We start from the raw sequence: 11882 nt of genomic DNA, 5'->3' as shown, positions 1-11882 counted from the left end.
CGAGTGTCAGCTCCAGCAACTGTTCGGGCGGATCAAGGGAGATTCCGGCGTGGGCGCCAAGCTACATGGCGATCGTCGAGATCCAGGCTTACACGGCGGCCCACGCCGGCTCTCGACACCTACGCTGCCAGATTCCGATCAGATAAGGCTTGGTCGCCGCATCCATGCGGCTCACACCCCGCACTCCGACACCGCCCCGCCTTCGACAGGTTCACGCGGCTGTTGGTAACTGCGGCTGTTGGTGGGTGTCGACCTTGGTCGACACATCTGTCAGATATCGAATGAATTCATCCACGCATGGCATGGGTCTACCGTGTCGACCAAGCTCGACACCTACCAGAGCAGTACACCGTTCCGACAAATCGCAGGAAACTGTCGAAGGCGGGGTGGGTCCGGTTGCGGGGGGCGTGAGCGCCATGGATGGCGCGACCGAGCCTACAGGGACGTATTTACGGCGTCCCCCGCAACCGGACCCACCCCGCCAATCCACGGATAGCGCGCTTCGGCTGTTGCCGTTGCCTCTGCGGGTGCAGGGCTGCAAGCCCTGCAAACCAAACCCCCTCAGCGAGCAGCAGGCCGCGACGGCGGCAGCCATGCCGCCACGATGCCCAGCAGCGGCAGGAACGCGGTCAGCTGGTAGACGTACTCGATGCTGGTCCTGTCCGCCAGCAGGCCGAGCACGGCGGCACCCAGCCCGCCCATACCGAACGCGAAACCGAAGAACAGGCCGGACACCATGCCGATGCGGTGCGGCATCATCTCCTGCGCGTAGACCACGATCGCCGAGAACGCCGAAGACAGCACGAAGCCGATCAGCACCGCCAACACCGTCGTCCACAACAGGTCGGCATGCGGCAGCATCAACGCGAACGGCGCCACGCCCAGGATCGAGGTCCAGATGATCGGCTTGCGGCCGATCCGGTCACCCAACGGGCCACCCAGGAAACCACCGGCTGCGGACGCCACCAGGAACGCGAACAGGTGCAGCTGCGCCTGCGCCACCGGAATGCCGAAGTGGTGGATCAGGTAGAAGGTGAAGTAGCTGCCGATGCTGGCCATGTAGAAGTACTTGCTGAAGATCAGCACCAGCAGGATCGCCAGCACCTTGGCCACGGTGCGCGGCGGATGCCTCGGCGCCATCGACGCGGTGCTGGCCGGACGCGGCGTGCCCAGATGCAACGCGTACCAGCGGCCAACATAGGTCAGCAATGCGATGCCGATCAGGGCCGCGCCTGCGAACCACGACGCGGCATGCTGGCCGTACGGCACGATCACTGCCGCTGCAATCAGCGGGCCCAACGCGGTACCGAAATTGCCCCCCACCTGGAACACCGACTGCGCGAAGCCATGACGGCCGCCCGAGGCGAGCCGCGCGATGCGCGAGGCCTCCGGATGGAAGATCGCCGAGCCGATGCCGACCATTGCCGCTGCCAGCAGCACCATCGCGTAGTTCGGTGCGAAGCCGAGCAGCAGCATGCCGCACAGGGTCGAGGCCATGCCGATCGGCAGCGAGTACGGTGCCGGGCGGCGGTCGGTGGCGACACCGATCAATGGCTGGAAGATCGACGCAGTGAGCTGGTAGGTCAACGTGATCAGGCCGATCTGGGTGAAGCTGAGATTGAAGCCGCCCTTGATCACCGGATAGATGGCCAGGATCAGCGACTGCATCATGTCGTTGACGACGTGCGAGGTAGAAATGGCGGCCAGCACGCCGGGGGCCGCCGGGCGTGAGGTCGTTGCGGGAGAAGCCAGGGTCGACATGGACGCAGTCAGGTTGGGGGCGAGCCACGCATGCTACGGTTGCCCCTCTCTCCCTTCTGCCGCGTTCAGGTCATGCCCTATCGCAAAAAGGACATCGCCAGTGACGTCGATCCGGCCGCGCCCTGGCGGGAGGTTCCACTGCATCACCCGGTCACCTATCGGGTCACCCAGTACCCGGTAGGTACCCACATCCCTGGTCACAAGCACCAGCGCCACCAGCTGGTCTACGCCATCTCCGGCCTGATGGTGGTGCGGTCGGAAGTCGGGCGCTGGGTCGTCCCATCGAACCGCGCGATCTGGATGCCGGCCGGCATGGTGCACGCGGTGGACTGCATCGCCGCCGTGCACATGCGCAGCCTGTACATCGATCCGTCGTTCGCCTTGCACCTGCCGGCCGAGCCGTTCGCGGTGCAGGTCTCGCCCCTGCTGCGCGAGCTGCTGCAGGCCGCCACGCTGGTCAAGGGCGAGCACATCGAGGACAGCCGCGATGGCCGCGTGGTCCGCCTGCTGCTGGACGAGCTGCACCGCATGGACGTGCTGCCGTTGCACCTGCCTGCGCCAAGCGACCCGCGCCTGCAGCGGATCTGCCAACACCTGCAGAAGCACCCCGGCGATGACGCCACGCTGCAGGACTGGGCGCAGGCGCTGGAGGTGGACGTGAAAACCATCCAGCGGCGCTTCGCCACCGAGCTGGGCATGACCTTCGGGCAGTGGCGGCAACAGGCACGGCTGCTGGCCGCGATGGAGCGGCTGGCGATCGGCGACAAGGTCATCGATGTCGCGCTGGCGACGGGCTACGACAGCCCCAGCGCGTTCACCAGCATGTTCAAGCGCCAGCTGGGGCAGACGCCAGCGGCGTTTTTCCGCTGAGCGCAAACGGAAACGCCGGGCATGGCCCGGCGCTAACGTTCACCGTTTGCGTTGAGACCTCAGGACGTCATCCGGTCCCAGAAGCCCTTCACGCCGTCGATGAAGGTGGCCGACTTCGGCGAATGCTTGCGCGCTTCCTCGCCGACGAAGGTGGCCTCGAACTGCTCCAGCAGCTTGCGCTGCTCGTTGGTGAGGTTGACCGGCGTCTCCACCACCACGCGGCAGTACAGGTCGCCTTCGCTGCGGCTGCGCACCGAACGCACGCCCTTGCCGCGCAGGCGGAACAGCTTGCCGGTCTGGGTCTCGGCCGGAATGCGGATTTCCGCTTCGCCGCCGAGCGTGGCCACGCGCACGGTGTCACCCAGTGCCGCCTGCGAGATGCGGATCGGCACTTCGCAGTGCAGGTCGTCGCCATCGCGCTGGAAGATCGCATGCTCGCGCACGCGCACTTCCACGTACAGGTCGCCCGGCGGCGTACCGGCCGGCCCGGCTTCACCCTCGCCCTGCAGGCGGATGCGGTCACCGGTATCGACGCCCGCCGGCACCTTCACCGACAGCACCTTGTCTTCCTCGACGCGGCCGTTGCCGTGGCAGGTCTTGCAGGGCTTGGCGATGATCTGGCCACGGCCGCCGCAGTTGTGGCAGGCCTGCTGCATGGCGAAGATGCCGCGCTGGATGCGCACCTGGCCGCGGCCATGGCACACATTGCAGGTCTCGACCTTGCCATCTTCGGAGCCACTGCCATCGCAGTCGCCGCACTCGGCCAGGGTCGGGATCTCGATCCGGCGCTCGACGCCGCGCACGGCTTCTTCCAGGTCCAGTTCCATCACGTAGCCGATGTCGGCACCGCGACGGGCCTGGCGCGGACCGCCGCCGCCCCCGCCAAAGATGTTGCCGAAGATATCGCCGAAGATATCGTTCATGTCCGGACCACCCGGACCGCCACCGCCCATGCCGTGCTCGAACGCGGCGTGGCCGTGGCTGTCGTACATGCGGCGCTTGTTGCCGTCGGACAGCACTTCGTAGGCTTCCTTGCACTCCTTGAAGGAGGCCTCGGCCGCCGCATCACCCGGGTTGCGGTCCGGGTGGAACTTCATCGCGCAGCGACGGTAGGCCTTCTTCAGCTCGTCGTCGGTGGCGGTGCGGGCAACGCCCAGCACTTCGTAGTAATCGCGCTTGCTCATATCGTGAATCGGGTTCCGGAAAGTCGGGATTCGTCAAAGCGGAAGAGCGGAACCAGGTCCGCTCTTGCGTCGGGCGCCCCGACACGCCGGTCGGCGGTCAGGACCCTGATGCGACAACGGGACGCTGGTGGCCAGCGTCCCGCGTCGGTCCGGATCAGGACTTCTTGTCGTCCTTGACTTCGGTGAACTCAGCGTCGACCACGTCGTCCTGCGCCTTGCCGGCATTGCCGGCGTCGGCACCCGGGGCACCGCCCTGGTCGGCCGAAGCAGCGGCGAACAGCGACTGGCCAGCTTCTTCCAGTGCCTTCGACTTGGCTTCGATCTGTGCCTTGTCGTCGCCCTTCATCGCGGTTTCCAGGTCAGCCAGCGCTGCCTCGACCTTGCCGATGACATCGCCGCCGACCTTGCTGCCGTGCTCGGTGATGGCGCTGCGGGTGCCGTGGATCAGGGCGTCGGCCTGGTTGCGGGCCTGCACCAGTTCCTGGAACTTCTTGTCTTCCTCGCGGTTGGCTTCCGCGTCGGCGACCATGCGTGCGATCTCTTCCTCGGACAGGCCCGAACCGGCCTTGATCTCGACCTTCTGTTCCTTGTTGGTCTTCTTGTCCTTGGCCGACACGTGCAGGATGCCGTTGGCATCGATGTCGAAGGACACTTCCACCTGCGGCAGGCCACGCGGGGCCGGCTCGATGCCGGACAGGTCGAACTTGGCCAGCGACTTGTTGAAGCGGGCCTGTTCGCGCTCACCCTGCAGCACGTGCACGGTCACGGCCGACTGGTTGTCCTCGGCGGTGGAGAACACCTGCGAGGCCTTGGTCGGGATGGTGGTGTTCTTCTCGATGATCTTGGTGAACACGCCACCCATGGTTTCGATACCCAGCGACAGCGGGGTCACGTCCAGCAGCAGCACGTCCTTGACGTCGCCGCCCAGCACGCCGCCCTGGATCGCCGCACCCAGTGCCACGGCTTCGTCCGGGTTGACGTCCTTGCGCGGTTCCTTGCCGAAGAACTCGGTCACCGCCTGCTGCACCTTGGGCATGCGGGTCTGGCCGCCGACCAGGATCACTTCGCTGATGTCGCTCGAACGCAGGCCGGCATCGTTCAGGGCGACGCGGCACGGCTCGATCGACTTCTTGATCAGGTCGTCCACCAGTGCTTCCAGCTTGGCGCGGGTCAGCTTGATGTTCAGGTGCTTCGGACCCGACGCGTCAGCGGTCACGTACGGCAGGTTCACTTCGGTCTGCTGGGCGCTGGACAGCTCGATCTTGGCGCGCTCGGCAGCATCCTTCAGGCGCTGCAGGGCCAGCGGATCCTTGCGCAGGTCGATGCCCTGGTCCTTGTTGAACTCTTCAACCAGGTACTCGATGACGCGGTTGTCGAAGTCTTCGCCACCCAGGAAGGTGTCACCGTTGGTGGCCAGCACTTCGAACTGCTTCTCGCCGTCGACGTTGGCGATCTCGATCACCGAAACGTCGAAGGTGCCGCCGCCCAGGTCGTACACCACGATCTTGCGATCCTTGTTGTCGCCCTTGTCCAGGCCGTAGGCCAGCGCAGCCGCGGTCGGCTCGTTGATGATGCGCTTGACGTCCAGACCGGCGATGCGACCGGCGTCCTTGGTCGCCTGGCGCTGGCTGTCGTTGAAGTAGGCCGGCACGGTGATGACCGCTTCGGTGACCTTCTCACCGAGGAAGTCCTCGGCGGTCTTCTTCATCTTCTCCAGCACCTTGGCCGAGATTTCCTGCGGGGCCATCTTCTTGCCGTCGCTGGTGGCGACCCAGGCGTCGCCATTGTCATGGGCCAGGATGCTGTACGGGACATGGGCAATGTCCTTCTGCACCTCACCGTCGGTGAACTTGCGGCCGATCAGGCGCTTCACCGCGTAGAAGGTGTTCTTCGGGTTGGTCACGGCCTGGCGCTTGGCCGAGGCACCGACCAGGACTTCGCCGTCCTTGGTGTAGGCGACGATCGACGGGGTGGTGCGATCGCCTTCCGAATTCTCGATGACGCGGGCCTTGCCGCCGTCCATGATCGCCACGCACGAGTTGGTGGTGCCGAGGTCGATACCAATGATCTTGCCCATGGGGGAGACTCCTGAGGATGCTTGTTGGGGTCAGTCCGGCCGTTCGGCCGGTGGATGAATACGATGTGGGGGAGGCCCGTGGAACATTCAAGCCACCTCCCGAACGCTGTGTTTCCGATGATCCGCCGCGTTCAGCGTCGGGTCGGGTGGCGGGTCTGTCCGCCGCCCCGGCCCCGCGGGATCAATCGGCGGCCACTACCACCAGCGCCGGCCGCAGCAGGCGCTCGTTGAGCAGGTAGCCCTTCTGGAACACGGTCACCACGCTGCCCGGGGCGGCGCCCGGGGTCGGCGCCTGGCTGATGGCCTGGTGGTGCTCCGGGTTGAACGGCTGGCCGATCGGGTCGAGCAGGACCAGGCCGTTGTCGGCAGCGACCTTGAGCAGCTGCTTGTAGGTCAGCTCCAGGCCTTCGCGCAGCGGGTGCGGGTCGTCGCCGGCGGCCTTCAGGCCGGCATCCAGGCTGTCGAACACCGGCAGCAGCTCGCCCAGCAGCTTCTCGTTGGCGAACTTGCGGGCCTGCTCGATGTCACGGGCAACACGCTTGCGCTGGTTTTCCAGGTCGGCGCGCTCACGCAGCGCATCGGCCTTGACCTGCTCGACTTCGGCGCGCAGGCGCTCGACTTCGTCGTTGACGCCGGCGGTGGCAGCCGCATCGGCGGCACTCTGCTGGGATTCGATATCTGGCTGTTCGTGGTTCATGTCTGGGTCCCTGGCGGTCACTCTCCGCCTCCACCCACCCTAGTGTGGGCGGGATGCTGCGTTTCAAGCGTCGGATGTTCCCGGCGTGCGCCCGGCCGGCGAAAAGGCCGCGCCAAGCACATCGGCGGTGGCCTGGACCAGCGGGATCACCCGGTCGTAGGCCATCCGCTTGGGGCCAATCACGCCCAGCACGCCCAGCACCTGGCCATTGGCGGTGTACGGGGCAGTGACCAGCGAGACGCCCTGCAGCGGCATCATTCCGGTCTCTTCGCCGATGAAGATGCGCACCCCCGGCGCCTGGATGGTCCGCTCCAGCAGCTGCAGGATCTCGCGCTTGCTGGAGAACAGTTCGAACAGTTCGCGCAGGCGCTCCAGGTCGGACAGGTCCTGCACCCCCATCAAGCGGGTCTGGCCGGCCACCAGCATGTCGTCGGCCGCCGGCTGCAGGGCCTGCTCGGCCAGTTCGATGCTGTGGGCCAGCAACTGCTCCAGTTCGGACCGGGCGTCGCGCAGCTCCAGCAGCAGGCGGGTACGGATCTCGGCCATCGGCAGGCCGGCGAAATGCGCGTTGAGGTAGTTGGCGACCTGCTCCAGCTGGCCTGGCGCAAACTCCTGCCGGGTCTCGATCACCCGGTTCTGTACCTCGTTGTCGGCAAATACCAGGATCGCCAGCACCCGGCGCCCGTCCAGCGCCACGAAATCGATCTGGCGGAAGGCGAACTGCTCGCGCCGCGGTGCGCTGACCACGCCGACGAAGTGGCTCATCGCCGAAAGCAGCTCCGAGGCGCTGCCGAGCAGGGCCTGAGTACTGCCGCCGCCGGCCAGTTCCTGGCGCAACCGGGCCAGCTCGCCCTCGCCCGGCGGCTGCATCTGCAGCAGGCTGTCGACGAACACCCGGTAGCCATGCGCGGTTGGGATGCGCCCGGCCGAGGTATGTGGCGAGGCCAGCAGGCCCAGATCCTCCAGGTCGCCCAGGATGTTGCGGATGGTGGCCGGGCTGACTTCCAGGCCGGCCACGCGCGCCAGCGTCTGCGAGCCGACCGGCTCGCCGTCCTGGATGTAGCGCGCGATCAGCGTGCGCAGCAGATGGCGCGCGCGTGGAGCAAGCTGGTCGGGAGAACCGTGCATGGAATCAACCTGTGAGACACGGACACTAGATAATGGCGACGCATCACCTTGGCAAGTCATTGGACCTCCCGCGCGCGCGTGCTAGCGTTGCGCGGCTGCTGATACCCCCTTACCCATGCTCAGACATCTTTCGATCAAGGATTTCGCCGTCGTCCGCGCCACCGAACTGGAGTTCGGGCCAGGCATGACCGTGGTTTCAGGCGAGACTGGCGCCGGCAAGTCGCTGATGGTCGACGCACTGGGCTTCCTGTCCGGCCTGCGCGCCGACAGCGGCGTGGTCCGCCATGGCGCCGCACGCGCCGAGCTTTCCGCCGAATTCGCGCTGGAGCAGCTGCAGGCCGCCCGCCAGTGGCTGGCCGACAACGAGCTGGACGACGAGGACCAATGCCAGCTGCGCCGCGTGATCCGCGCCGACGGCGGCTCGCGGGCCTGGATCAATGGCCGCCCGGTGACGCTGGCACAGCTGGGCGACCTGGCCTCGCTGCTGGTGGAGATCCACGGCCAGCATGAACAGCAGGCGCTGCTGGCGCGCCCGTCGCAGCTGGCCCTGCTGGATGCCTATGCCGGCAACGAGAACGAGCGCCGCCAGGTGCGCCACGCCGCCGCGGCCTGGCAGGCGCTGGTCGATGAATCGCTGGCGTTGTCGCAACAGGGCGACGTCAGTGACCGGATCGGCTTCCTGGAGCACCAGCTGCGCGAACTGGACCGCGAGGATCTTGAACCGGAATCGATTGCCGCGCTTGGCGCCAGCCACCGTCGCCAGGCCCACGCCAGCGCCCTGCTGAGCGCCTGCCAGGCCGCCAGCAACCAGCTCAACGGCGATGACGGCAGCTCTGCGCTGGACCTGCTGCAGCAGGTGCGCCACGAGCTGTCGCGCCTGATCGAGCACGACCCGCGCCTGGGCGAAGTGGACAGCCTGATCGAGAACGCCTCGATCCAGCTGCACGAAGCCCTGTCGCTGCTTGACCGCGTGCACGACGATCTGGATGCCGACCCGGAACAGTTCGAGGAGAACGAGCGCCGCCTCGGTCGCCTGCACGACCTGGCCCGCAAGCACCGCGTGCCGATGGACGAACTGGGCGCGCAGCGCGAGCGCATGCATGCCGAAGTGGAGCAGCTGCGTGGCGCCGACGAGCGCCTGCAGCGCCTGGCCGGCGAGATCGACAAGGCCGCCGCCGCCTGGCGCGTACAGGCTGAAGTGCTGACCGCCAGCCGCCGCAGCGCCGCTGCCGAACTGTCGGCCACCACCACCGGCATCATCGCCGAGCTCGGCATGGGCGGCGGCCAGTTCCTGATCGAACTGGAGCCACAGGACAGCGGCAAGCCCGACCCGCAGGGTGCCGAGCGCGTCGAGTTCCTGGTGGCGGCCAACGCCGGCCAGCCGCCGCGCGCCCTGCGCAAGGTGGCCTCGGGCGGTGAACTGTCACGTATCTCGCTGGCCATCGAAGTGGCCGCGCTGGACCTGGATGCAGTGCCGACCATGGTGTTTGACGAGGTCGACTCCGGCATCGGTGGCGCGGTGGCCGACATCGTCGGCCAGAAGCTGCGCGCGCTCGGCGAGAAGCGCCAGGTGCTGTGCGTGACCCACCTGCCGCAGGTCGCCTCCAAGGGCCACGCCCATTACCGGGTCAGCAAGGCCCCGGTGGAAGGCATGACCCAGAGCGCAGTGGAAAAGCTGGACAACAAGGCGCGCGAGGAAGAGCTGGCGCGCATGCTCGGCGGCGTGGAAGTGAGCAAGGAAGCGCGCGCCGCCGCCCGCAAGCTGCTGCAGGTGTAACGCCGGCCGAGCCGGGCATTGGCTCGGCTTCCGCACGGTAGTGCCGGCCGCTGGCCGGCACCCCGATGCGGGTGGATGAAGGTCATGGGGTTGCCGGCCAGCGGCCGGCACTACCCCCGTGGCTGCGTCAGATCGACCTGTTCCACCAGGAAATCGAGGAACGCGCGCACCCGCAGCGGCAGGTAACCGCCCTGCCCCAGGAACACCGCGTGCACCTCTTCCAGATCACCGGGATTGGCCTCTTCCAGCACCGGCAGCAAGCGCCCGGCAGCAATGTCCTCCTGCACCTGGAATGCCGCCAGCCGCGCCATGCCGAGCCCTCCCAGCACCAGCTGGCGCAGCGCATCGCCGTTGCTGGCACGGGCATTGCCACTGGGCAGCAGCATCCGCTCGCGCCCCTCCTGCAGCAGCGGCCACCCCTGCATCGCACGCGCATGGCCGATGTCCAGCCGGTTGTGCGACTGCAGTTCCTCGACGGTGCGCGGCAGCCCATGCCGCTGCGCGTACGCTGGCGCAGCCACGATCATCATCCGCGTCGCACCCAGCCGTCGCGCCACCAGACTGGAGCTCTTCAGCGGCCCGGCCCGCACTGCCACGTCGGTGCGCTGCTCCAGCAGGTCGATCACCTCGTCGTTGAGGGTCAGGTCCACGCCCACCTGCGGATTGCGCTCAAGGAACGCCGGCAGCAGCGGCAACAGGAAATGGCGGCCGAACGGCACGTTGGAGTTGACCCGCAGCCGCCCGCGCGGCTCGGCATGGGCGCTGGCACAACGCTCGGCCTCCTCCAGGTCGGCCAGCACGCGCAGGCCACGCTCGTAGAACGCGCAGCCTTCCGGGGTCAGCTGCAGCTGGCGGGTCGAGCGTTGCAGCAGGCGCGTACCCAGCCGCTGCTCCAGCCGGGCCACCAGCTTGCTCACTGCTGACGGCGTCATGTCCAGGGTGCGTGCGGCGGCGGAGAATCCACCGGTCTCGATCACCCGCACGAACACTTCCAGTTCGCCGGATCGGTTGATGTCGGGTCGCGCCATGGCAATGAATCCAGTTCACAGATGATTGTCCACGCGCAGTCTAGTTCACAGATAAGCTCGGAATCACCATGGCGGTCCCTCCACTCGGGACCGCCCGATGAACCGATTCAGCCAGCTCACCGCCACCGCCCTGCTCGCCGTGTCCGGCGCCGCCAGTGCCGCATCCGCCCCGCACTGGGTCGCCAGCTGGCAGGCCAGCCCGCAGCCGGTCTGGAACGCGGATTTCCTGTTCCCGACCCTGGTCCCGGGCACACTGCAGGACCAGACCTTCCGCCAGACGGCGCGCATCAGCCTGGGCGGCCCGCGGCTGCGGGTGCGGCTGAGCAATGCCTACGGCACCCAGCCGCTGCGGATCGGGGCGGCCAGCGTGGCCGCACGCGCGGGCGCCATCCCGCAACCGCTCAGCTTCGGCGGCCAGCCCGGGGTGTTGATCGGGCCCGGTCAGGAACAGCTGAGCGATCCGCTCCCGCTGGCCACGGATGACCGCCAGGCATTGCAGGTCAGCGTCTTTGTGCCGGGCCCGGCAACCGTTCAGACGTTCCATTGGGAAGGCCGCCAGACCAGTTGGATCGCCCCCGGCGACCAGAGCCGGGCCCAGGCCCTGAGCGCAGCCAGCAGCACCACCGCCCGCCTGCTGCTGACCGGAATTGACGTCGAGGCCGACGCGCGCAGCGTGGTGGTGATCGGGGATTCGATCACCGACGGTGCCACCGCCAGCCTCGACCAGGACCAGCGCTGGACCGATCATCTGGCCGCACGCCTGGCAGCGCGGGGCATAGCCGTGGTGAACGCCGGCATTTCCGGGGGGCGGCTGCTGCGCGACGGCATGGGTGAATCCGCCCTGGTGCGCTTCCGGCGCGACGCGCTGGACCAGCCTGCGGTATCCAGTGTGATCGTGCTGATCGGCATCAATGACATCAGCTGGCCTGGCACTGCGTTCGCCCGGAACCAGGCCCGGCCCACGCTGGCCGAACTGCAGGCGGGGTATCGCGCGCTGGCAGAACAGGCCCGCCATCGTGGCGTGCGGATCATTGGCGCCACCCTGCCGCCGTTTGCCGACGCCCTGCCCGGCACGCCACTGGACGACTACTACCACCCGGACAAGGATGCCCTGCGCCAACGGATCAATGCCTGGCTGCGCACGGACAGCCCGTTCGACGCAGTGATCGACCTGGACGCGGCGCTGCGCGACCCGGCCGATCCCTCACGGATGGCCGCCGCCTACGACTCCGGCGACCACCTCCACCCGGGTGACGCCGGCAACCGGGCCATGGCTGAGGCGGTGGACCTGGAGATCCTGCTGGGCCGCAAGGGGCCGGATCCCATTCCTGAAGGGAAAGGGCTCTGACCCCATCAACGA

General features: G+C 67.5%; 9 protein-coding genes. 3 read left to right on the top strand and 6 right to left on the bottom strand.

Features of this window, described 5'->3' with window-relative positions; genetic code table 11:
- Positions 1–561 precede the first annotated feature (561 nt).
- Positions 562–1761: an MFS transporter gene (locus tag ACMGRF_RS06325; protein WP_049416912.1), complete on the bottom strand. Its 1200-nt coding sequence runs from the start codon at positions 1759–1761 to the stop codon at positions 562–564.
- Positions 1762–1833: 72 nt separating this feature from the next.
- On the opposite strand from ACMGRF_RS06325, the gene ACMGRF_RS06320 reads away from it, so the two are divergent.
- Entirely contained in the window at positions 1834–2631 is a 798-nt protein-coding gene (locus ACMGRF_RS06320) for an AraC family transcriptional regulator (protein WP_180880859.1), read from the top strand.
- A gap of 59 nt (positions 2632–2690) precedes the next feature.
- Here ACMGRF_RS06320 and dnaJ read toward each other — a convergent pair whose 3' ends face one another.
- The 4 genes from dnaJ to hrcA form a co-directional block, all read right to left on the bottom strand.
- Positions 2691–3815, bottom strand: a complete 1125-nt coding sequence (dnaJ, locus tag ACMGRF_RS06315; RefSeq protein ID WP_100477941.1) for a molecular chaperone DnaJ — start codon at positions 3813–3815, stop codon at positions 2691–2693.
- A 154-nt stretch (positions 3816–3969) separates the two neighbouring features.
- On the bottom strand, positions 3970–5892 hold the full coding sequence (gene dnaK, locus ACMGRF_RS06310; protein ID WP_005416183.1) for a molecular chaperone DnaK: 1923 nt from the start codon (positions 5890–5892) through the stop codon (positions 3970–3972).
- Positions 5893–6073: 181 nt separating this feature from the next.
- Complete coding sequence (gene grpE / locus ACMGRF_RS06305; protein ID WP_049416918.1) at positions 6074–6589, bottom strand: nucleotide exchange factor GrpE; 516 nt, start codon at positions 6587–6589, stop codon at positions 6074–6076.
- A gap of 63 nt (positions 6590–6652) precedes the next feature.
- Positions 6653–7717 (bottom strand): heat-inducible transcriptional repressor HrcA, encoded by a 1065-nt coding sequence (gene hrcA / locus ACMGRF_RS06300; RefSeq protein WP_049416920.1) that lies wholly within the window; start codon positions 7715–7717, stop codon positions 6653–6655.
- Between the two features lie 115 nt (positions 7718–7832).
- Between hrcA and recN the strand changes: the two genes are divergently transcribed.
- Positions 7833–9494, top strand: a complete 1662-nt coding sequence (gene recN, locus ACMGRF_RS06295) for a DNA repair protein RecN (RefSeq protein WP_049416922.1) — start codon at positions 7833–7835, stop codon at positions 9492–9494.
- Between the two features lie 110 nt (positions 9495–9604).
- Here the strand turns inward: recN and ACMGRF_RS06290 are convergent, their stop codons facing one another.
- Positions 9605–10522, bottom strand: coding sequence for a LysR family transcriptional regulator (locus ACMGRF_RS06290; protein WP_049414014.1), 918 nt, complete (start codon positions 10520–10522; stop codon positions 9605–9607).
- A gap of 97 nt (positions 10523–10619) precedes the next feature.
- On the opposite strand from ACMGRF_RS06290, the gene ACMGRF_RS06285 reads away from it, so the two are divergent.
- Positions 10620–11870 (top strand): SGNH/GDSL hydrolase family protein, encoded by a 1251-nt coding sequence (locus ACMGRF_RS06285; protein WP_049414015.1) that lies wholly within the window; start codon positions 10620–10622, stop codon positions 11868–11870.
- The last annotated feature ends 12 nt before the right edge of the window (positions 11871–11882 follow it).

The organism is Stenotrophomonas sp. EMP41 (assembly GCF_047495535.1).
Classification (GTDB): domain Bacteria; phylum Pseudomonadota; class Gammaproteobacteria; order Xanthomonadales; family Xanthomonadaceae; genus Stenotrophomonas; species Stenotrophomonas sepilia.
This window is presented reverse-complemented; position numbering and strand designations above follow the sequence as displayed.

Coding starts and splice junctions, on each gene's coding strand:
- ACMGRF_RS06325 (WP_049416912.1), bottom strand. CDS start 1,761: ATGTCGACCCTGGCTTCTCCCGCAACGACCTCACGCCCGGCGGCCCCC.
- ACMGRF_RS06320 (WP_180880859.1), top strand. CDS start 1,834: ATGCCCTATCGCAAAAAGGACATCGCCAGTGACGTCGATCCGGCCGCG.
- dnaJ (WP_100477941.1), bottom strand. CDS start 3,815: ATGAGCAAGCGCGATTACTACGAAGTGCTGGGCGTTGCCCGCACCGCC.
- dnaK (WP_005416183.1), bottom strand. CDS start 5,892: ATGGGCAAGATCATTGGTATCGACCTCGGCACCACCAACTCGTGCGTG.
- grpE (WP_049416918.1), bottom strand. CDS start 6,589: ATGAACCACGAACAGCCAGATATCGAATCCCAGCAGAGTGCCGCCGAT.
- hrcA (WP_049416920.1), bottom strand. CDS start 7,717: ATGCACGGTTCTCCCGACCAGCTTGCTCCACGCGCGCGCCATCTGCTG.
- recN (WP_049416922.1), top strand. CDS start 7,833: ATGCTCAGACATCTTTCGATCAAGGATTTCGCCGTCGTCCGCGCCACC.
- ACMGRF_RS06290 (WP_049414014.1), bottom strand. CDS start 10,522: ATGGCGCGACCCGACATCAACCGATCCGGCGAACTGGAAGTGTTCGTG.
- ACMGRF_RS06285 (WP_049414015.1), top strand. CDS start 10,620: ATGAACCGATTCAGCCAGCTCACCGCCACCGCCCTGCTCGCCGTGTCC.